The sequence below is a fragment of the Xanthomonas sp. 10-10 genome, assembly GCF_040182365.1.
Classification (GTDB): domain Bacteria; phylum Pseudomonadota; class Gammaproteobacteria; order Xanthomonadales; family Xanthomonadaceae; genus Xanthomonas; species Xanthomonas arboricola_F.
In genome coordinates, this window is the sequence record NZ_CP144460.1 from 3,357,759 (window position 1) to 3,379,704 (window position 21,946).

Annotated in this window: 16 protein-coding genes; 11 read left to right on the forward strand and 5 right to left on the reverse strand. The window is 66.0% G+C overall.

Translation table 11 applies throughout. The features are described from left to right. Positions 1 to 43: 43 nt before the first annotated feature. On the reverse strand, positions 44 to 748 hold the full coding sequence (creB, locus tag VZ068_RS14150; RefSeq protein ID WP_259151567.1) for a two-component system response regulator CreB: 705 nt from the start codon (positions 746 to 748) through the stop codon (positions 44 to 46). 190 nt (positions 749 to 938) lie between these two features. Here creB and rlmJ point away from each other — a divergent pair, with 190 nt between their 5' ends. The 11 genes from rlmJ (at position 939) to VZ068_RS14205 (ending at position 16,314) form a co-directional block, all read left to right on the forward strand. Continuing rightward, positions 939 to 1,847, forward strand: coding sequence for a 23S rRNA (adenine(2030)-N(6))-methyltransferase RlmJ (rlmJ, locus tag VZ068_RS14155; RefSeq protein ID WP_349655649.1), 909 nt, complete (start codon positions 939 to 941; stop codon positions 1,845 to 1,847). Positions 1,848 to 2,228: 381 nt separating this feature from the next. Continuing rightward, complete coding sequence (locus VZ068_RS14160; protein WP_055849802.1) at positions 2,229 to 2,771, forward strand: GNAT family N-acetyltransferase; 543 nt, start codon at positions 2,229 to 2,231, stop codon at positions 2,769 to 2,771. 672 nt (positions 2,772 to 3,443) lie between these two features. After that, positions 3,444 to 6,914 carry a transcription-repair coupling factor gene (gene mfd, locus VZ068_RS14165; RefSeq protein ID WP_349655650.1) on the forward strand — a complete coding sequence of 1,157 codons (3,471 nt, stop codon included), beginning with the start codon at positions 3,444 to 3,446 and terminating at the stop codon, positions 6,912 to 6,914. A 449-nt stretch (positions 6,915 to 7,363) separates the two neighbouring features. Next, the gene (locus VZ068_RS14170; RefSeq protein WP_055849799.1) at positions 7,364 to 7,693 is read left to right on the forward strand and encodes an STAS domain-containing protein; all 330 of its coding nucleotides are present in this window, start codon (positions 7,364 to 7,366) and stop codon (positions 7,691 to 7,693) included. 18 nt (positions 7,694 to 7,711) lie between these two features. Then, the gene (locus tag VZ068_RS14175) at positions 7,712 to 9,730 is read left to right on the forward strand and encodes a chemotaxis protein CheA (protein WP_349655651.1); all 2,019 of its coding nucleotides are present in this window, start codon (positions 7,712 to 7,714) and stop codon (positions 9,728 to 9,730) included. Between the two features lie 65 nt (positions 9,731 to 9,795). Next, entirely contained in the window at positions 9,796 to 11,943 is a 2,148-nt protein-coding gene (locus tag VZ068_RS14180; RefSeq protein ID WP_259151575.1) for a methyl-accepting chemotaxis protein, read from the forward strand. Positions 11,944 to 11,953: 10 nt separating this feature from the next. Continuing rightward, positions 11,954 to 12,463 carry a chemotaxis protein CheW gene (locus tag VZ068_RS14185; protein WP_259151578.1) on the forward strand — a complete coding sequence of 170 codons (510 nt, stop codon included), beginning with the start codon at positions 11,954 to 11,956 and terminating at the stop codon, positions 12,461 to 12,463. Positions 12,464 to 12,488: 25 nt separating this feature from the next. Then, a complete protein-coding gene (locus VZ068_RS14190; RefSeq protein WP_259151580.1) occupies positions 12,489 to 13,772 on the forward strand; it encodes an EAL domain-containing response regulator in 1,284 nt (427 codons plus the stop codon). Between the two features lie 4 nt (positions 13,773 to 13,776). After that, positions 13,777 to 14,583, forward strand: a complete 807-nt coding sequence (locus tag VZ068_RS14195) for a protein-glutamate O-methyltransferase CheR (RefSeq protein WP_259151583.1) — start codon at positions 13,777 to 13,779, stop codon at positions 14,581 to 14,583. Further along, positions 14,580 to 15,719, forward strand: coding sequence for a chemotaxis response regulator protein-glutamate methylesterase (locus VZ068_RS14200; RefSeq protein ID WP_259152491.1), 1,140 nt, complete (start codon positions 14,580 to 14,582; stop codon positions 15,717 to 15,719). The genes VZ068_RS14195 and VZ068_RS14200 overlap by 4 nt, the downstream gene beginning before the upstream one ends. Positions 15,720 to 15,993: 274 nt before the next feature. Further along, entirely contained in the window at positions 15,994 to 16,314 is a 321-nt protein-coding gene (locus tag VZ068_RS14205; protein WP_349655652.1) for a hypothetical protein, read from the forward strand. Between the two features lie 192 nt (positions 16,315 to 16,506). Here VZ068_RS14205 and VZ068_RS14210 read toward each other — a convergent pair whose 3' ends face one another. The 4 genes from VZ068_RS14210 to gpmA all read right to left on the reverse strand — a co-directional run bounded on the left by VZ068_RS14210 (position 16,507) and on the right by gpmA (position 21,924). Then, positions 16,507 to 18,069 (reverse strand): phospholipase D family protein, encoded by a 1,563-nt coding sequence (locus VZ068_RS14210; protein ID WP_349655653.1) that lies wholly within the window; start codon positions 18,067 to 18,069, stop codon positions 16,507 to 16,509. 301 nt (positions 18,070 to 18,370) lie between these two features. Beyond that, the gene (locus VZ068_RS14215) at positions 18,371 to 20,473 is read right to left on the reverse strand and encodes a M13-type metalloendopeptidase (RefSeq protein WP_349655654.1); all 2,103 of its coding nucleotides are present in this window, start codon (positions 20,471 to 20,473) and stop codon (positions 18,371 to 18,373) included. A gap of 246 nt (positions 20,474 to 20,719) precedes the next feature. Next, positions 20,720 to 21,037, reverse strand: a complete 318-nt coding sequence (locus tag VZ068_RS14220) for a hypothetical protein (protein ID WP_349655655.1) — start codon at positions 21,035 to 21,037, stop codon at positions 20,720 to 20,722. Between the two features lie 137 nt (positions 21,038 to 21,174). Further along, a complete protein-coding gene (gene gpmA, locus VZ068_RS14225) occupies positions 21,175 to 21,924 on the reverse strand; it encodes a 2,3-diphosphoglycerate-dependent phosphoglycerate mutase (protein WP_259161245.1) in 750 nt (249 codons plus the stop codon). Between the last annotated feature and the right edge of the window lie 22 nt (positions 21,925 to 21,946).

Here is a 21,946-nt window from a genome sequence, read left to right on the forward strand (position 1 = left end):
GCGCCGCTCCGCTCAACCCAGCACGCGCAGACCGGCCCATCGCCTACAGCTCCAGTGCGTAGCCAAGGCCACGGTGGGTGCGGATCGGGTCGGCCGGCACGCCGGCCAGGCGCAGCTTGCCGCGCAGCGTCTTGATATGGGTATCGACGGTGCGATCGGCGCTGTCGGCGCTGGCATCCCAGCCGCGATCCATCAACTGCGCCCGGCTCAGGATCGCACCGGGCCGTTGCAGCAACGCGGCCAGCAGCGCGTATTCGTAACGGGTCAGCGGCAACAAGGCATCGCCATAGCGGATGCGGCTGCCTTCGCGGTCGATCGCGAATGCGCCATGCGGCTGCCAGCCCGGTTCGGCCACTGCCGCCACGCTGCGGCGACGCAGGCGTGCGCGCACCCGCGCCACCAGCTCACGCGGGGAGAACGGTTTGGCCATGTAGTCGTCGGCGCCCAGTTCCAGCCCGAGCACGCGGTCGATCTCGTCGTTGCGCGCGGTCAGGAAGATCACCGGCACCTCGCTGAAACTGCGCAGGGTGCGGCAGACCTCGAAGCCGTTGATGTCCGGCAGGCCGACATCCAGCACCACCAGATCGGCCGGGTCGGCACGCAGCCGCGCCAGTGCCTCGCGGCCCAGCAGGCAATGCTCGGCCGCATAGCCTTCGCTGCGCAACGCGTAGAGCACGGTATCGGCAATGGCGGCTTCGTCTTCGACGACGAGCACGCGGACGGAAGTGTCGGACATGGCGCGCAGCATAGCCGCATGCCGGTGCGGCCAATAGCGCGCGTGCGGCCAGGCCGTAGAAGCCCGCAGGCTTTGGCGACAGATGGCCGGGGCGGCGCCGCCATCCTGGCGTGCCGCCCTCACGGCCACGCCGCCGGTACATCCCACCACACCGCATACCAGCGCGCAGCGCAAAGGGCCGCGCACGCTCTACACTTCCCGGATGAACTATCGCCACGCCTTCCATGCCGGCAACCATGCCGACGTGCTCAAGCACATCGCCTTGCTGGCGCTGATCGACACCCTCAAGCGCAAGGACACGCCGTTCTTCGTGCTCGACACCCACGCCGGGCGCGGCCGCTACCAACTCGGCGGCGAAGAAAGCCGCAAGACCAACGAGGCCGATGACGGCGTGATGCGACTGATGGCCGAATCCACCTTGCCTGAAGTGGTCGAACGCTACCTGCGCGCCGTGCAGGCCGACAACCAGAGCGTTGCCCGCCCCGCCACGCCCGGACAGAAGCCGGCGCGCCCCACGGCCGGCATCCAGCTCAATCATTACCCCGGCTCGCCGCTGCTGGCCGCCCAGGCCCTGCGCGAACAGGACCGCATGGCGTTCTGCGAGTTGCAGCCGGACGAGGCTCAGGCGCTCAAGGGCCTGTTCGCCAAGGACAGCCGCGTGCGCGTGCATGCCGGCGATGGCTATGCCGCCATCCGCGCGTTTTTGCCGCCGCGTGCCGGCGACGCCAGGATCGGCCGTGGGCTGGTGCTGATCGACCCGCCCTACGAGTCGCAGGAAGCCGAGTACCAGCAGATCATCCACAGCGTGCGCGAGGCACTGGCACGCTGGCCGCAGGCGATCTGCATGGTCTGGTACCCGATCAAGCTGCGCCGCAGTCTGCAGCCGTTCATGCGCAAGGCCGCCACGCTGCCGGCCAAGTCGGTGCTGGTGGCCGAGCTGCAGGTACGCCCGGACGACTCGCCGCTGCGCCTGACCGGCAGCGGGCTGTTGATCGTCAACGCGCCCTGGCAGTTCGACCAGGTGCTGGCGCCGGCCTTGCCGGTGCTGAAGAAGCACCTGGGCGAACCCGGCGCCTCGACCCGGCTGGAGTGGCTGCGGCAGGACGCCTGATCCGCCGCCAGCCGTCGCCGTGGCCGTGGCGGCCGCAGCGGGACGGCATGCGTCGGCAGGCCGCTGACTGTCACCACGCCAGGCCCCTGGTGCCGACTCGCGGCATGCGCTGCATGCCAGCGCGGGCTGTTCCGGACTGATCGCCCGGCCGCCGGGATGGCGCGCAGAATCGCCGGTTGCCGCGTCGCCGCCCGGACGTGGATTGACCGCACCGGGCCAGCGCCTGTCCCGACACTCTCACGACTGGCTCACGGCTCGGCTCGTTACAGTTGCGTGGGAAGCACTGCCACCCCCTGTTGGCCCTCTGCGGCGCACCGGATTCATTCACGGTTGCGCGCCGGGCTGGTGCCAGAATCTTCCGATCTTTAAGGAACACCGGTCATGGCCATTCGCAATCGCATGCCCCCCTGGCATGAAAACTTCAGCCTGCCCAATGGCCGCACCCTTCTGCTCCGCCCGATCCGTCCCGAGGACGGCCCGCCGCTGCAGGGGGCTTTCAGCCTGCTGGGACCGGAGGAAATCCGCGCGCGCTTCGTGCGCTCCTCCGCCGAAATCACCCCGGAGATGGTGCAGCGCCTGACCCATCCCAATCCCAAGACCGAGATCGTGCTGGTCGCCGCCGAGCAGTTGCCCCCGGGCGAAGCCCTGGTGGGCGCAGTGGCGCGTGCGGCGCTGGTGCCCGGCACCCGCCAGGCCGAATACACCATCCTGGTCAGCAGCTTCGTCGCCGGCCAGGGCCTGGGCCGGCAATTGATGCGCAAACTGGTGAAGTGGGCGCGCCGCAAGTATCTGGACTGCCTGTTTGGCGACGTGCTGCAAAGCAACGTGCCGATGCTGCAGCTGGCCGAATCGCTGGGCTTCAAGCCGCAGGCGCATCCGGATTCGCCGGAGCTGGTGCGCATGGTGCTCGAGCTGGATGCCTGAGGGGCTGGGATTGGGGATTCGGGATTTGGGATTCGTGAAGCGGCTTGGAGCGGTTGATCTGCGGCTTGGCTGCCGGGCCCTTGCCCGCCCACCATCGCAGGACACGCCGTGAATCCGTCCATGGAGGCTCTTACGCGACGGTGGGCGGGCAAGGACCCGTCGAGATGGTCGGTGTGCCTAATTTAAGAGCAAGGCATGACATGCGCTGGTTGGATCCGTGTGCGTCGACCGGCTTCCCACCACCTTCCCACCGCAAGCCGAGCAACAGACAGGCTTTTTAACGCGCAACCTGAAAACGTCCCGCCTGCCACCGCAGGCCGAACAACACGCCTTCAAGAAAACCGCCGACCAACTGTCTGGTGCGGTGCCCTCGCCGCTTGCGGGACCGTGTGGCGGCATGGATGCCGCCACCGAGCCTACAGGGACGTACTTGCGGCGTGTCCCGCAAGCGGTGAGGGCACCGCGCTCTCGACCGACCGGGATTTTGACTAGGCTTTCGACTGCGCTCCCGCCTGCATCTGGTCCAACCGGTTGCTTGCCAGGGGTTGCCCGGTACAAGCATGTCGATACGTAAGGCGGGGCTCTGCGGCGCGCTTGCGCGCAGGCGGCCGGGGCCGGGTTTCACGCCGGATGGACCGGCCGCAGCGGTCGCTCTGATAAAATCGCCGGCTGATGCCGTCGCCAACCACTTTCCCCTCTCCGCCGCTGCCCAAGTCCGGCCAGCTCCGCGCCTATTGGCGCGCTCCGTCTTCGCCGACTGCGCTGGCCTGGTCGATCGCGCGGGCCGCCGAGGCGCATACCGGTCCGCTGCTGGTGATCGCACGCGACAACCAGAGCGCGCATCAGATCGAGGCGGATCTGCATGCCTTGCTCGGCGAGCATGCGACGCTGCCGGTAGTGCCGTTCCCCGATTGGGAGACCCTGCCCTACGACCAGTTCAGCCCGCACCCGGAAATCATCAGCCAGCGCCTGGCCGCCCTGCACCGCCTGCCCGGCCTGACCCGTGGCGTGGTGATCGTGCCGGTGCAGACGCTGATGCAGCAGCTGGCACCGCTGAGCTACATCGTCGGCGGCAGTTTCGATCTGAAGGTCGGGCAGCGGCTGGATCTGGATGCGGAAAAACGCCGACTGGAAAGCGCCGGTTACCGCAACGTGCCGCAGGTGATGGACCCGGGCGATTTTGCCGTGCGCGGCGGCTTGCTCGATGTGTTTCCGATGGGTGAATCCACGCCGTTGCGGGTGGAGCTGCTGGACGAGGATATCGACTCGATCCGCGTCTTCGACCCCGAATCGCAGCGCTCGCTGGACAAGGTCGATGCCGTCAAACTGCTGCCCGGCCGCGAAGTGCCGATGGACGATGCCAGCATCGAGCGGGTGCTGGCCTGCCTGCGCGAACGTTTCGACGTGGATACCCGCCGCAGCGCGCTGTATCAGGATCTGAAATCGGGCCTGGCGCCGTCGGGCGTCGAGTATTACCTGCCGATGTTCTTCAGCAAGACCGCCACCTTGTTCGATTATCTGGACAAGCGCGTGTTGCCGCTGGTTGCCACCGGCGTGTCCAACGCAGCCGATGCGTTCTGGGCGCAGGCGCAGAATCGCTACGAGCAGCGCCGCCACGATGTGGAACGCCCGCTGCTGCCGCCGGACGAGCTGTATCAATCGCCAGACGCATTGCGCGAGCGGCTCAACAAGCTGGCGCGTATCGAGGTGTGGGCCAGCGACCACGCGCGCATCGACGAGGCCGCCGCGCTCGGCGAGCAACCGTTGCCGCCGCTGCCGGTTGCCGCAAAGGACGCGCCGGCCGGCCAGGCGCTGGCGTCGTTCCTTGGCCATTACCCGGGCCGTGTGCTGGTTGCCGCCGATTCGGCCGGCCGCCGCGAAGCGCTGATGGAAGTGCTGGCCGCCGCCCAGCTCAAACCGGATGTCGTGACCGATGTGCCGGCTTTCCTGGCGGCGCCCAAACTGCGTTTCGGCATCACCGTGGCAGCGCTGGAAGACGGCTTTGCGCTGGACGAACCGCAGATTGCGGTGCTGACCGAGCGCCAGCTGTTTCCCGAGCGGGCCAACCAGCCGCGCCGCACGCGCCGGGTCGGGCGTGAGCCGGAAGCGATCATCCGCGACCTGGGCGAACTGTCCGAAGGCGCGCCGATCGTGCACGAAGATCACGGTGTGGGCCGCTACCGCGGGCTGATCGTGCTCGACGCCGGCGGCATGCCCGGCGAGTTCCTGGAAATCGAATACGCCAAGGGCGACCGGCTCTACGTGCCGGTGGCGCAGCTGCACCTGATCAGCCGCTATTCCGGTGCCTCGGCCGAAACCGCGCCGCTGCATTCGCTGGGCGGCGAGCAATGGACCAAGGCCAAGCGCAAGGCCGCCGAAAAGGTCCGCGACGTGGCAGCCGAGTTACTGGAAATCCAGGCCCGCCGCCGCGCGCGCGCCGGTCTGGCCTTGCAGGTGGACCGGGCGATGTACGAGCCGTTCGCGGCCGGCTTTCCGTTCGAGGAAACCGCCGACCAGCTGGCGGCCATCGATGCGACGCTGCGCGACCTGGGCAGCAGCCAGCCGATGGACCGCGTGGTCTGCGGCGATGTCGGCTTCGGCAAGACCGAAGTGGCCGTGCGCGCCGCCTTTGCCGCCGCCAGCGCCGGCAAGCAGGTCGCCGTCTTGGTGCCGACCACCTTGCTGGCCGAACAGCATTACCGCAATTTCCGCGACCGCTTCGCCGACTACCCGATGAAGGTGGAAGTGCTGTCGCGCTTCAAGAGCACCAAGGAAATCAAGGCCGAGCTGGAGAAGGTCGCCAGCGGCGACATCGACGTCATCATCGGCACGCACCGCTTGTTGCAGCCCGATGTGAAGTTCAAGGATCTGGGCCTGGTGGTGGTCGACGAGGAACAACGCTTCGGTGTGCGGCAAAAAGAAGCGCTCAAGGCGATGCGCGCCAACGTGCATCTGCTCACGCTCACCGCAACGCCCATCCCGCGCACGCTCAATATGGCCATGGCCGGCTTGCGCGATCTCTCCATCATCGCCACCCCGCCGCCGAACCGGCTGGCAGTGCAGACCTTTATCACCGCCTGGGACAACACCCTGCTGCGCGAGGCATTCCAGCGCGAGCTGAGCCGCGGCGGGCAGCTGTACTTCCTGCACAACGATGTGGAAAGCATCGTACGCATGCAGCGCGAGTTGTCCGAACTGGTGCCGGAGGCGCGCATCGGTATCGCGCACGGGCAGATGCCCGAACGCGAGCTGGAACGGGTGATGCTGGATTTCCAGAAGCAGCGCTTCAACGTGCTGTTGTCGACCACGATCATCGAATCGGGCATCGACATCCCCAATGCCAACACCATCATCATCAACCGCGCCGACCGCTTCGGTCTTGCGCAGTTGCATCAGCTGCGCGGCCGCGTCGGCCGTTCGCATCACCGCGCCTATGCGTACCTGGTGGTGCCGGACCGGCGCTCGATGACCTCCGATGCGGAAAAACGCCTGGAAGCCATCGCCTCGATGGACGAGCTGGGCGCGGGCTTTACGCTGGCCACGCACGATCTTGAAATCCGCGGCGCCGGCGAATTGCTCGGCGAAGACCAGAGCGGCCAGATGGCCGAGGTCGGTTTCAGCCTGTACACCGAGCTGCTGGAGCGCGCGGTACGCAGCATCCGCCAGGGCAAGCTGCCCGACCTGGATGCCGGCGAAGAGGCGCGTGGCGCCGAGGTGGAGCTGCACGTGGCCTCGCTGATTCCCGAGGATTACCTGCCCGACGTGCATACGCGGCTGACGTTGTACAAGCGCATTTCCAGTGCGCGCGACCCCGATGCGTTGCGCGAATTGCAGGTGGAGATGATCGACCGCTTCGGCTTGCTGCCCGACCCGGTCAAGCACCTGTTCGCCATTGCCGAGCTCAAGCTGCAGGCCAACGCGCTGGGTATCCGCAAGCTGGATCTTGGCGAAAATGGCGGGCGTCTGGTGTTCGAGGCCAAGCCGTCGATCGACCCGATGACCATCATCCAGATGATCCAGAAGCAGCCCAAGCTCTACACCATGGATGGCCCGGACAAACTGCGCATCAAGCTGCCGCTGCCCGAAGGAGCGGATCGGTTCAATGCCGCACGCGGTTTGATGGCTGCGCTGGCACCGGGCTGAAGCGCAACGCTGCGTTTGACGGCGTTGCAAACAGACTCAACAACACCGGGCACCATGCAGGCCGGCAAGCGCCACCGTTTGCATGACGTGCGCGCGCGCCTGTTCCGATATCGCGCCCATCTGCATCACCCGCAACGGGCTCGCAACCCTTGCCCTTGCTAAGTGCACTGCCCTGCCGTGCGTCTAGACACGCGTGCCTTGTCCAGGGGACTGTCCGGGACAAACGCCTTATGAGTCTGGTTGCGACAAAGCTGAGCAGTTAATTCAAAAACTGCCGATGATTTCGCATTTCCGTCATTCGGCTGAATTTGTCCTAAATATTCCAGCGAGGCGCCGATACCTGCATAGACCGGCATGACCCTGCGTGCAGACCCATACGCAGTTCCATGTCACCGCGCCCTTCTCCCCCGCGTCATCGCACCCAACGTGCGCCATCGCTTGAGGCACCAATGAACACTCCATCTCCCGACCTGCCCGCGCCGCTGACGCTTGCCCTTGAGGGCGAGATGACCATTCGCCGCGCTGCCGAACTCAAGCCGCTGTTGCAGCCGGCGTTGGCGCATCCGGGTGGCGTGCATCTGGATCTGGCGGCGGTGAGCGAAATCGACACCACCGGCCTGCAATTGTTGCTGGCCACCAAGCAGGCGATCCAGGCCGATGGACGGCCATTTTCGCTGACCGATTCCAGCCGTGCGGTAGTCGATGTGATCGAACTGCTCGGCCTGCTCGAAGCGCTGTATCCGCATGCGGTTGCCGGCCTCGGCGAACACATTCACTAACGGACTGGTGACGCGCGCATGGACATGAACCAACTGATGCAGACCTTCCTGGCCGAGAGCCGGGACCTGCTCGAAGACATGGAACGGCACCTGCTCGAAGCCGAGCGTGGCGCCTCCTCGCCGGATGCGGTCAATGCGATCTTCCGCGCCGCGCACACCATCAAGGGGTCGGGCGGTTTGTTCGATCTGCCGCAGCTGGTCGGCTTTACCCATGTGGTGGAAAGCGTGCTCGATCTGGTGCGCGAGGACGCGCTCGTGTTGAGCTCGGAACTGATCGGGCTGCTGCTGGTGTGCTGCGATCATATCCACGCGTTGGTGGAGACCGCCGCCGACCCCAGCCATGCCGATGCCGATGCGCTGGCTGCCGAAGCCGAACCGCTGCTGGCGCAATTGCAGACCTACCTGCAAGGCAGCGCCTGCGGCGTCACCGCCGCCGCCATCCAGCACAGTACGCCCGAAAAACAGAGCGGTTACTGGCGCATCTCGCTCAAACTCTTCGCCGATGCCCTGCGCTTCGGCAACTCGCCGCTCAAGCTGATCCGCAATCTGCGTGGCCTGGGCTCGGTGGAATCGATCGGTACCGACTACAGCCAGTTGCCACGGTTTGAAGACCTCGACCCGGAAGCCAATTACCTCGGCTTCCAGATCCTGCTGCGCAGCGACGCCGACCGCGCCGCGATCGAAGACGTGTTCGAATTCGTCCGCGACGATTGCGACCTGGACATCGCCGCAGTGCCTGCACCGACCGATGCCGCCACGCTGCTGGTCAGCGAGCCGGTGCTTGCCGCAACACCGGCCGGCGCGCTTGCGGCCGTGCCCAATGCGGCAAATGCCGCTTCGGCGCCGGCCCGCAATGCGCCTGACGCCGGCGGGCGCAACAACGATGCGCGCTCGATCCGCGTGGATGCCGACAAGCTCGATCGCATGATCGATCTGGTCGGCGAACTCATCATTGCCGTGTCCAGCACCAACGCCAATGCACAGCGCACCGGCGATGCGCAACTGCTGGAATCGGCCTCGATCCTGGCCGGGCTGGTGGAAGAGGTCCGCGAAAGCGCCCTGCAGCTGCGCATGGTCAAGATCGGCGGCACATTCAGCCGCTTCCAGCGCGTGGTGCACGATGTGGCGCGCGAACTCGGCAAGGACATCGCGCTGGTCGTGGCCGGCGAAGACACCGAACTGGACAAGTCGGTGGTGGAAAAGATCGGCGACCCGCTGACCCACCTGGTGCGCAATGCGATGGACCACGGCATCGAGCCGGCGGACGTGCGCGTGGCGCGTGGCAAGCCCGCACGCGGCACGGTGGGCCTCAACGCGTATCACGACTCCGGCAGCATCGTCATCCAGATCACCGACGACGGCGGCGGCTTGAACCGCGACCGCATCCTGGCCAAGGCGCTGGAACGCGGCCTGATCGAACCCGGCCGCCAGCTCAGCGACCGCGAAGTGTTCGCGATGATCTTCGAGCCGGGTTTTTCCACCGCCGAAAAGGTCACCAACCTGTCCGGCCGCGGCGTCGGCATGGACGTGGTCAAACGCAACATCACTGCGCTGCGCGGCACGGTCGAGATCGACAGCGCTGCCGGGCTGGGCACCACCATCTCGGTGCGCCTGCCGTTGACGCTGGCCATCATCAACGGCTTCCAGGTGGGCGTGGGCAAGTCCGTGTTCGTGGTGCCGCTGGATGTGGTGGAAGAGTGCGTGGAATTCACGCCCGACTACGCCAGCGACTACATCGACCTGCGCGGCAGCGTGCTGCCGTATGTGCGCCTGCGTGAACTGTTCGCGCTCGGCGGCAGGACGCCGGCGCGCGAAAGCATCGTGGTGATCCGCCAGGGCACGCAGCGCTTCGGCCTGGTCGTGGACACCTTGCTGGGCGAATGGCAGACGGTGATCAAACCGCTGTCCAAGGTCTTCGCACAGGTCAAGGGCATCAGTGGCTCCAGCATCCTGGGCAGCGGCGATGTCGCGCTGATCCTGGATGTGCCCAGCCTGATTCAACAGTTGCATCCCAACCAGGACGCGTTGGCGGCCTGAGCGTTCGTCGTCCCGCTCCCACAACCCGCGTCGTTCGTTGTTACCTGACTCCAGGAATCATCGCCATGTCACACCGTCTTCCGATCGCTACCCAGTTATGGTTCACCGCCGCGCTTGCGGTGGCCCTGCCCGTCCTCGTGATCGTCGCCGGCTTTGCGCTGACGCTGTCGCACGCGGCCCTGCTCGGCGCCAGCGTCGTGGCAGCACTCATCAGCGGCGCACTGCTGGTGTGGGCGATCCGCATCGCCGGCGGCGCGCTGGACCTGGCGACGACCACGCTGGACGCATTCTCGCGCGGCAATTTCGATGTCGCCCTGCCGCAGACACGCGACGAGCATGCCGGCGAGGTGCTGCGCGGCTTGCGCAAGCTGCAGGGCGGCATCCGCCACGTCAATGAAGAGATCAATCGCGTCTCGCGCGAACACGATGCCGGCGAAATCGATGCACGCATCGATGTGGCACGTTTCGACGGCGACTTCCGCACCATGGGCGAAGGCATCAATCGCATGGTCGCCAACCATATCGCGGTGAAGAAGCAGGCCATGGCCTGCGTGGCCGAATTCGCCCGCGGCAATTTTTCCGCCGAGCTGGAACGCCTGCCGGGCAAGAAGGCCTTCATCAACGAGGTGGTGGACCAGATCCGCGGCAACCTCACCGGCCTGGTCGCCGAGGTCAACCGCATGGCAGCCGAGCACGATGGCGGCGATATCGACGTGGTCATCGACACGCAGCGCTTCACCGGCGATTTCCGTCGCATGGCCGAAGGCATCAATGCGATGGTGGCAGGGCATATCGCGGTCAAGAAGCAGGCCATCGCCTGCGTGGCCGAGTTCGGTCGCGGCAACTTCACCGCACAACTGCCGCAGCTGCCGGGCAAGAAGCGCTTCATCAACGAGACCATCGACCAGGTGCGCGGCAACCTCACCGGACTGATCGCCGAGATCAACCACATGTCGGCCGAGCACGAAGCCGGCGATATCGACGTGATCATCGACAGCGCGCGCTTCGATGGCGACTTCCGCAGCATGGCGCTGGGCATCAACCAGATGGTCGGCGCGCATATCGCGGTCAAAAAGCTGGCGATGGGCGTGGTGGCCGAGTTCGGCCGTGGCAACTTCGATGCGCCGCTGGCGCCGCTGCCGGGCAAGAAGGCCTTCATCAACGACACCGTGGAACGGGCGCGCGGCAACCTGCGCAGCATTTCCGAAGTCATCCAGGTGATGGGCGCGATGGCCGACGGCGACCTCACCCATACCGTGGAAGGCCGCTACGAAGGCGCGTTTGCCGACATGCAGCGCTACGTCAACACCACCATGAGCCGGCTCACCGAGATCGTCGATGAGGTCAACCGCAACGCCGAGAACCTGGCCAGTGCCTCGGAAGAGGTCAGCGCCACCGCGCAGGCGCTGGCGCAGGCCGCCAGCGAACAGGCGGCCGGCGTGGAAGAAACCAGCGCCTCGCTGGAACAGATGACCGCCTCCATCGCGCAGAACACCGAGAACGCACGCGTCACCGACAGCATGGCCGCCAAGGCCGCCAGCGAAGCGGCCGACGGTGGCGACACCGTGCGCGCCACCGTGGTGGCGATGAAGGACATCGCCAAGAAGATCGGCATCATCGACGACATCGCCTACCAGACCAACCTGCTGGCGCTCAATGCTGCGATCGAAGCGGCGCGCGCCGGCGAACACGGCAAGGGCTTTGCGGTGGTGGCCGCCGAAGTGCGCAAGCTGGCCGAGCGCAGCCAGATCGCCGCGCAGGAAATCGGCGAGGTGGCCGGCTCCAGCGTGGAACTGGCCGAAAGCGCCGGCCGTGTGCTCGGCGAGATGGTGCCCTCGATCCGCCGCACCTCCGACCTGGTGCAGGAAATCGCGGCAGCCTCCGAAGAACAGACCGCCGGGGTCAGCCAGATCAATACCGCGGTGGGTCAGTTGAACCAGACCACGCAGTCGGCTGCCGCCAATGCCGAAGAACTGGCCGCCACCTCCGAGGAAATGAGCGCGCAGGCCGAGCAGCTGCAGCAATTGATGGGCTTCTTCCGCCTGGGCAATGGCGGGCGCGGCGCAGGCACCAAGAGCGGCCCACGCCGTGTCGTGCAGGCCAGCCACTCCGCGCCGACCAGCGCACCGCCACGCCGCACCAACGTGCGTCAGCTCGGCGTGGTGGCGGCAACCGCCGACACCATCGACGAATCGCAGTTCGCCAGCTTCTGAGGAGCCGACGATGCACGCGCACAGCACCAGCACCGCACCGTCGCCGACGGCACCGCAGCAGTACCTGACCTTTTTGTTGGCCGGGGAAATGTTCGGCCTGGGCATCCTGGGCATCAAGGAAATCATCGAATACCGCGTCCCCACCGACGTGCCGATGATGCCGGCGGCGCTACGCGGGGTGATCAACCTGCGCGGCGCGGTGGTGCCGGTGGTGGACCTGCAGCAGCGTTTCGGCCGCGATGCCAGCGCCATCACCAAGCGCAGCTGCATCGTGATCGTGGAGATCGCGCAGGGCGATGCACACCACGTGCTCGGCCTGCTGGTGGATGCGGTCAGCGAAGTGCTGGAGATCGCACCGGGTGACATCGTCCAGACGCCCAGCTTCGGCGCCGGCATCTCGCGCGATTTCATCCATGCCATGGGCAAGATCGGCGAGCGTTTCGTGATCCTGCTCGATGCCGATGCCGTACTGGGCCGCGATGCGCTCGCCCAGCTCCCCGCCGCCACGTTGGCGGCCTGACTGCCGCATGCACGCAAGGATTCCCATGCGCCCCGCCCTCCTCTCCTGCAACTGCACGCTCACCGGCCCGGTGCTGGTGGTCGACGACAGCGTGGTGCAACGCGAGCACGCCATGGCCTTGTGTCGCCAGCTCGGCGCCAGCACGGTCGACGGCGCCGTCGATGGCCACGCCGCGTTGGCCTGGCTGGTCCACGCCACCGCGCCCTCGCTGTTGCTGATCGACCTGGAAATGCCGGGCATGGACGGCGTGCAACTGCTCGATGCGCTGGCGCGCGGCAAGCACAACGTGCCGGTGGTGGTGGTGTCGCAACGCGGCGGCGCGCTGATCGATGCGGTGATGCAGCTCAGCCGCAGCGCCGGCGTGCGTGTGTTGGGCGGCATCGAGAAACCGATGAACCTGCAGGACCTGGCCACCGTGCTGGAGTGCGAACCCGAATCCAGCGCCAGCGTGCCGAGCTTCGTGCAAACGGCGATCTCGCCGTTGATGTCCAGCGGCGGCGCGGCGGCCTCGCGCCTGGACCGCGCGATGCGGCGCGGCGAAATCCGCGTGGCCTATCAACCCAAACTCGATCTGAAAGATGGCCGCCTGCGCGGTGTGGAAGCGCTGGCGCGCTGGCGTCGTCCGCAAGGCGACATGATCGGGCCGGATCGCTTCATTCCGCTGGCAGAGCGCGAAGGCTTGATCCACGCCCTGACCCAGCAGGTGATCGACAAGGCGATTGCGCAACTGGTGGATTGGCGCAGCGAAGGTTTTCAGCTGAGCCTGGCGTTGAACCTGTCACCCCGGTTGCTCAGCGAAGAGGATTTTCTCGAACAACTGTGCGCCAAGCTCAGCGACAACGGACTGCGTCCGGCGGATCTGGTGCTGGAGCTGACCGAAAGCGCCATCGTGGAACCGGCCAATGCGCTGAGCATGCTTGCGCGCCTGCGCCTGCACGGTTTCGGGCTGTCCATCGACGATTACGGCACCGGCTTCTCGTCGCTGCAACGTCTGGCCAGCATCCCGTTCACCGAACTCAAGCTGGACCGCAGCTTCGTGCAGGCCGCGCATCGCAGCCGCAGCCAGCGTACGGTGCTCGAATCCACGCTGGAGCTGGCCCATCGCCTGGAACTGACGGCCGTGGCAGAAGGCGTGGAAACCCCGGACGATTGGCGCCTGCTGCGCGAGCTGGGCTGCGATCTGGCGCAAGGCTATCTGATGGGGTCGCCGATGCCCGGGCCGATGCTGTCGGACTGGTGGCGCGAGCATGCCGTGCGTATCGCCCGATTGAGCGACACCACGCTCAGCAGCGATGCGGATGTGGCCTGAGCCGATGAGTACCGCTACCGCCATCACCGAGCAGGAGTTCGGCCGCTTCCAGCGTTTCATCTTCGAAGCCGCCGGCATCAGCATTTCGTCAGGTAAAAAAGCCATGTTGTGCGGCCGCCTGGGCAAGCGCCTGCGCGAACATCAGTTCAGCAACTACACGCAGTATCTGCAGTTGCTGGAAAGCCGCCAGGACCGCGCGGAGATTCAGACCGCGATCGACCTGCTGACCACCAACGAAACCTATTTCTTCCGCGAGCCCAAGCACTTCGAGCTGCTGCGCAAACTGGCCGGCGAACATCGCGGCGGGCTGCCGTTCCGTTGCTGGAGCGCGGCCAGTTCCAGCGGCGAAGAGGCCTACAGCATGGCGATGGTGCTGGACGACACCTTGCAGGGGCGCCCGTTCGAGGTGGTCGGCACCGACATCAGCACGCGCGTGCTGGCCAAGGCGCGCACCGGGCATTACGCGCTGCAACGCATCGACGGCATTCCGCAGGCGTATCTCAAGCGCTACTGCCTGCGCGGCCAGGGCGAGTATGCCGGCACCTTGCTGGTGGAACGGCGCCTGCGCGAGCGGGTGCAGTTCGTGCACGCCAACCTCAACGCCGCGTTGCCTGCATTGGGGAGCTTCGATGCGATCTTCCTGCGCAACGTCATGATCTATTTCAATGGGCAGACCAAGCGCGAAGTCATCCTGCGCGTGCTCGCCACCCTCAAATCCGGCGGGCATTTCTGCATCGGCCATTCCGAGAGCCTGAGCGAACTCGACATCGATCTGGTCCAGGTGGCACCCTCGATCTTCCGCAAGGCCTGAGCCAAGGATTCACTGTGTCCACAGCCTTCAACCGCCCTGCCGCCAGCCCTGGTGCCCGCACCGATTCCATCAAGGCCATGGTCGTCGACGACTCGGCGGTGGTGCGCCAGGTATTGGTGGGTGTGCTCAACGACGCGGCCGACATCGAGGTCATCGCCACCGCGGCCGATCCGCTGCTGGCGATCGAGAAGATGCGCAAGCAATGGCCGGACGTGATCGTGCTGGATGTGGAGATGCCGCGCATGGACGGCATCACCTTCCTGCGCAAGATCATGAGCGAGCGCCCCACCCCGGTGGTGATCTGTTCGACGCTCACCGAAAAAGGCGCGCGCGTCACCATGGATGCCCTGGCCGCCGGTGCGGTGGCGGTGGTGACCAAGCCGCGCCTGGGACTCAAGCAATTCCTGACCGATTCTGCCGACGAACTGGTCGCCACGGTGCGCAGCGCCGCACGCGCCAACGTCAAGCGCCTGGCCGCACGCGTGGCCGCCGTGCCGCTGGAAGCGGAGGTCAAGCACACCGCCGACGTGATCCTCCCCGCGCAAAGCGGGCGTGCGCTGGCGCAGACCACCGAGCGCATCGTCGCGATCGGCACCTCGACCGGCGGCACCCAGGCGCTGGAAGAAGTGCTCACTGCCTTGCCGCGCGTGTGCCCCGGCATCGTGATCGTGCAGCACATGCCGGAGAAATTCACCGCCGCCTTCGCCGCCCGCCTCAACGGCCTGTGCCAGATCGCAGTGAAGGAAGCGGCCAACAACGACCGGGTGATGCCGGGGCGCGCGTTGATCGCGCCGGGCGGCAAACATCTGCTGCTACGCCGCAGCGGCGCGCAATATTTCGTCGAAGTGATGGAAGGCCCGCCGGTCAACCGGCACCGTCCGTCGGTGGATGTGCTGTTCCGCTCGGCCGCGCGTGCGGCCGGCAGCAATGCGCTGGGCATCATCATGACCGGCATGGGCGACGACGGCGCCGCCGGGCTGCTGGAAATGCGCCAGGCCGGCGCGCGCACGGTGGCGCAGGACGAACACACCAGCATCGTGTTCGGCATGCCCAAGGAAGCGATCAAACGCGGTGGTGCGGATCGCATCCTGCCGCTGGGTGCGATGGCGCGGGAGATCGTAACGCAGCTGCAGTAGGCACCGCCTGCGGCGCCCAGGTAGCGTCGACCGCGGGCGTGCACAACGCGGCCCACGCCTGGCGCCTGGCGGCGCATTCAAGACCGCGATACACGCGGCAGTCCGGCGCCCGCCACGCGGGCCGGGTCTTCCGGCCACAGCCCGCGCTGCCGCTGCGTTGGCGTCCACGGCAGCCTAAAGATCCGCCGTTGCTGCCGCTAACCTGACTGAAGACCCAGCATTGCGCGGGTCACCCGAAGCGGCGGCATCGCCGTCCCGGGACCGGAGGTGCAACATGACGACGCGCGATCTTGACGATGGCCTGTTTATCGATCCGGTCAGTGTCGACTCGGTGATTGTCGACCCCGTCATCGCGGCAGGTGCCACCATCGGCTGTGCTGCATTGCTGGCACCCGCTGCCCGTGTGGTCGACGACGCGCACTGCGGCCAGCCACCGCTGCAACTGCTGCCGGCCGTGCATTGCCCGCAGGCAGAGCCCCGCCCCGACTGGGCACAGGCACGTGCAGCCTTGCTTGCACAGCCCGTTTCGCAACGCGCTGCAGGCGATGCGCGGGCGCGCGCGGAGTCTCCCCTTTCCCGTTCCCGCATGCACTAAGCGCGGCAACGCCCCCTAGCGCGCAGTCGTCAGCCAGGTGTGGACGGCACGATCCAGTCGGTGCGTCCGCATGCCATCTGCCGCAGCGGGCACCGGCCGCGCCGGGCCGGCGGCGAGCGCAGCGGTTTTGTCGGCCGCACCACATCACCGTAAGCGTTCGACATGCGTGACCAGCGCAGGCGCCGCCAAGCCTTACAGCTGCGAATCCAGCGGTAACCAGCCAAGCAGCTTCGCAGCGCTGCGGCGCCAGACACTGGCTTCCGGCTCGCGCGTCCAGACGCGCGGCGGCTGCGCGGCATCGTCGTGCCAGCGCAGCGCGCCCTGTTCCAGGGTGACCCGATAACTCACCGCCGCACTGACCTTGTGGTTGTAAAGACGCTCGAGCTCCGCAGTGACGGTGCGGTCCTCGAACAGCAGGCCCATCTCGGTATTGAGATTCATCGAGCGCGGATCGAGATTGAACGAGCCGATGAAACCACGCGTGTCGTCGACCACGAACGCCTTGGTGTGCAGGCTGGCACCGCTGGACCCGAACAGGCTTCCATCCGGCTTGCCCATCGGCTTGAGCTCATGCAGGTGCACGCCCTGTTGCAACAGCGGCACGCGGTAATCGGCGTAGCCGCTGTGCACGGCCACCACGTCGTTTGCCGCCAGCGAGTTGGTGAGGATGTTCACACGCACCTTGTGCCGACGTAGATCGCCGATCCAGCGCATGCCTTCCTCGCCCGGAACGAAGTACGGCGAGATCACCTTCAACTCGCGCTGCGCATGCGCCATCTCGCCGATCAGTACCGGCGTCATCCAGTCCGCTTGCGGCTGCGCGCCATCGGCTTTTTCCGGCGGGTCGGACACGATGCGCGCATGCGCGAGCCAATGCACCGGGCGGTCGCCCTGCATCAACGCATGCACGCCGGGCGAGCGCCGCAAGCGCTCCACATACGGATGCGCGCGTGCCGACGCCATGCCGGCATCCAGGCTGCCGCGCAACGCTTCCAGCGCCTGCGGTTTTGCGGTCACCAGCGCGGCCAGCGGCAAGGCATTCGGGCTGTTCCAGTAGGCATCGAAGTTGCGCTCGGCCTGCTGCACCGTCGGCCCCAGCACGGCGGCGTCCATGTCCATGAAATTGGTATCGCGCGCAGCATCGAAGTATTCGTCGCCCACATTGCGCCCACCGACCACCGCAATCCGTCCGTCGGCAATCCAGGCCTTGTTGTGCATGCGCCGGTTGATGCTGAACATGCGCAGCACCATCTCCACCCCGCGCATCAACGTGCCTTCGCGCGCGCGGGTGGGATTGAACAGACGGATCTCGATCATCGGGTGGCTGTCGAGCGCCGCCAGGACCGAATCGCTGCCATGGATATTCATGTCGTCCAGCAGCAACCGCACGCGCACCCCGCGATCGGCCGCGCGCAGCAGCTCGTTGTGCAGCAGGTTGCCAGTGAAATCTGCGTGCCAGATGTAGTACTGCAGATCCAGGCTGCGCCCGGCCGCACGCGCGGTCAGCGCACGCACGGCAAACGCATCGATGTTGTCGGACAGGATCACCATGCCGGTCCGGTCGGCATGCGCTTGCTGCAAAGGTGCAACCGCCTGGTCGATCGACGTGGTCACGGCCGTCGCCGGCAGCGCGTGACTCACCGGCCCGCGTTGGCGATCGGCAAAACGGCCATAGCCGTACAGCGACAGCACGCTGCCCAGCACTAGGACCAGCATGCCGATGCCGATCCATTTGAAGACGTTACGCTTGGTCACTGCCGAGCCCGAAATTGCCAGCGCCGCAGTGTAGATGCAGCGCTGGTAGCTGCGTGTGCACAGGCTGGCACGCGAGCGGCCCCGACAATGCTGCAAACAAGCGGTTTTGCGTTGAAGATCGTCGCTGCGACCGCTCGCAAGCCACATCGGCGCCGACGCGCAGGCAGCGATTCCGCCGAGATTTTCTGACGCGCCTCGACGATTGTTCTCTGCGCTGGAAACAGGCGTCTGCTCGATCGATGCCGGCACCAGGAAAAACGATTGCGCCCACCACGGCGAACGCAATCGTTCCAACACCTGCTTACCAGATCGCCACGCGATCCTTGTCCGCACGCACCATCGCATCGCCGGGCTTGCATGCAAACGCCTGTGCAAATGCCGGCATGTTCGACGGCGCGCCATTGGCGCGGAAATTCGCCGGTGCATGCGGGTCGGTGTTCAGCCGCACACGCAGTTCGCCATCGGTGAAATTACGACGCCATACCGTTGCCCAGTTCATGAAAAAGCGCTGATCCTGCGAATGGCCGTCGATGTCCTTGTTGGCATCGGGTTGTTCCTTCAGCGCCATCTGCAAGGCGTCGTAGGCCACCGTCAGGCCGCCCAGGTCGCCGATGTTTTCTCCAAGGGTCAGCTTGCCCTTGACGTGCACGCCGGGAATCGCTTCGTAGCCATCGAACTGCGCCACCAACTGATCGGTGCGCTGGGTGAACAACTTGCGGTCCGCATCGGTCCACCAGGTAGCGAAGTTGCCCTTGGCATCGAACTGGCTGCCCGAGTCGTCGTAGCCATGCATCATTTCGTGCCCGATCACCGCGCCGATCCCCCCGTAATTGAGCGCTGGATCGGCCTTGGGATCGAAGAACGGCGGTTGCAGGATCGCCGCCGGGAACACGATCTCGTTGCGGGTGGCGTTGTAGTACGCGTTGACCGTCTGCGGGGTCATATGCCACTCGCGCTTGTCGACCGGCTTGCCGATCTTGTCCAGCATGTAGCGGTAGTTGAACGCCTGCGCGGCCTGCATGTTGGCCAGGAACCCATCGCCGCGCGTCTCCAGGCCCGACCAATCCCGCCATTGATCCGGGTAACCGATCTTGGGCGTAAAGCTGGCCCACTTTTCCAGCGCGCGCTGCTTGGTGTCCGCGCTCATCCAGTCGAGTTTTTCCAGCCGTGCCTTCAGGGCGACCGACAGGTTCTGCACCAGCTGCTGCATCTGTTCCTTCGATTCGGCGGGGAACGCGGACTGCACATACAGCTGGCCCAGCGCCTCGCCCATCGCTTCGTTGACCGCATTCAAGGTGCGCTTCCAGCGCGGCAGCATGTCCTGCTGGCCGCGCAGCGTCTTCGAATAGAAATCGAAATTGGCCTGCTCGAACGGCTTGGCCAGATACGGCGCCGCCTCATCCACGCTGTGGAAACGCAGGTACGCCTTCCAGGTCTCCACCGGCGTGTCGGCCAGCATCGCATCGAGCTCGGCGAAATAGTCTGGCTGGCTCAGCGAAAACGTCCCGGCCGGCACCTTGAGCGCGGTGAAGAACGCCTGCCAGTCAAAGTGCGGCGTCACTGCGTTGGCGCCGGCCACATCGACCGGGTTGTAGCGCTTGGCCGGGTCGCGCAACTCGATGCGCGAAAGCGAGGCGGCCGCCAGGCGGGTCTCGAACGCCATCACGGCCTTGGCTTGCGTGGCCGCCTGCGCGGCGGGAATGCCGGACAACTCCAGCACGCGCGCGATGTAGGCCACATACTGCTCGCGGATCCTGGCCTGCGCCGGATCGGTGTAATAGCCCTTCTCGGGCAAGCCCAGGCCGCCCTGCCCTGCATAGGCGATCATCTGTTCGGAATTCTTGTAGTCGGCATTGGCACCGAACGAGAACACGAAACCCTGGCCCTGCGCGTAGCTGTCGCGCAGCCATGCCGCGATGGCAGGCGCGTCGGTCAGCGCATCGATGGCCTTCAACTGCGGCTGCAGCGGGGCAATGCCGGCCTTGTCGATGGCCACCTCGTCCGAGCCGGTCCGCCACAGGTCGGCGATCTTGGCATCCACCGAGCCGGCCGACAGATTGCCGCGCGCCAACTGTTCCACCAGCGCGTGCTGGATGGTCAACGAGCGCTCGGCGAGTACTTCGAAACTGCCCCAGCTGCTGCGATCGGACGGCACCGGGTGTGCCTTGAGCCATTTGGCGTTGACGAAGCCGTTGAGGTCCTGGCACGCGTTGATGGCCGGATCCAGATCGGCGCTAGCGAACGCCACGATCGGCGCATCGAGCTTGGAGACATCCACCTTGGTCGGTACCGCCCGCGGGGTGGTGGGCGCCGCCTTGGCGGAGTCGTCGGAGGCACCGCACGCAGATAGCGCCACCACACTGGCCACCGCAAGCGACAGCGGGGCAAACTTGCTCAACTTCATTGGATTCTCCAAGGCACAAGACCGCGTCGTACGCGGTCGAAAAAAGTAGGTAGCCGTCTGGGAGACAACCACACAAATGCTTGCAGCGGCACCAGAACAGCGTGAGGTTGGATGCCGCGCCTTATCGAAAACACATCAACGCCGTCGACAGATCATCTGCGCCCCATCCAGGCGGACATTCACCATGTTCTATCGTCGACCGATCAGACACTGCACTCCGGCGCAGGGACGCGCCGCCGAGTGCAGTCATTTCCGCGCGTAAAACGGCGCCATCAGCAGATACACCGGATACGCCAACAGCATCAGCACGAGCGCGACTTCATGCCCGGAGGCCGCGCCCGCCCAGGATTCCATAGGGCGCGAAGGCCCAAACAGCCCGAACGCCAGCAGCAACACACCCATGATGCAGATCAGCAGCGCCACCAGCAGTGCGTCGCTGGAGACGCTGCCGGCGGCCACTATCCCGAATGCAGCGCTGGCGCCTGCCAGCAAAACCCCTACCGTGACCAGATAGGCACGGCAGTAGATGGCGCTCACGTTCTGGTGCCTGCGTCTGGCGGACATCCTGTCGTCCCTGCATGCGTGAGACGCCGGGCGCTGAACCACGCAGCACCCGGCGTACCGGATGGAAGTGCCGCAACGCGCTCGCTGCGCCGTGGATACTCCACGCCGCGCCTGCACGCGCGGCATCGGGCATAGGCCTACTTCGCCTTGCCTTGGTTGGCTACCGCCTCGGCCGCACGCTTGGCCGCTTCTGGATCGCCGAGATAGCGGTAGCTCTGCACCTGCAGGTTGTCGTCCAGCTCGAACAACAGCGGGATGCCGGTGGGGATGTTGAGCTCCAGGATCTGCTCGTTGGAGACGTCATTGAGGTACTTGTACAGCGCGCGCAACGAATTGCCGTGCGCGGTCACCAGCACGGTCTGCCCGGCTTTCAGCTGCGGCGCGATGGCGTCGTGCCAATACGGCAACACGCGCACCAGCGTGGTCGCCAAGGACTCGGTGCCCGGCAATGCATTGCGATCCAGCGTGGCGTAGCGACGGTCGTGGCAGGGGTGGCCCGGATCGTTGACGTCCATCGCCGGCGGCGGGATGTCGTACGAGCGGCGCCAGATCTTGACCTGCTCTTCGCCGTGCTTGGCCGCGGTTTCGGCCTTGTCCAACCCCTGCAGGCCGCCGTAATGGCGTTCGTTAAGGCGCCAGCTCTTGGACACCGGCAGCCAGTCCTGATCGAGTTCCTTCAGTGCGCCCTGCAGCGTGTGGATGGCGCGCTTGAGCACCGAGGTGTGGGCAACATCGAACTGCAGCCCTTCGTCCTTCATCAGCTTGCCGGCCGCGGTGGCTTCCTGGCGGCCCTGCTCGGTAAGTTCCACGTCCACCCAGCCGGTGAAGCGGTTGTCCAGGTTCCATTGGCTCTGGCCATGGCGCAGCAGTACGAGTTTGCGGGTCACTACGGTTCTCCGATTGGGGGCC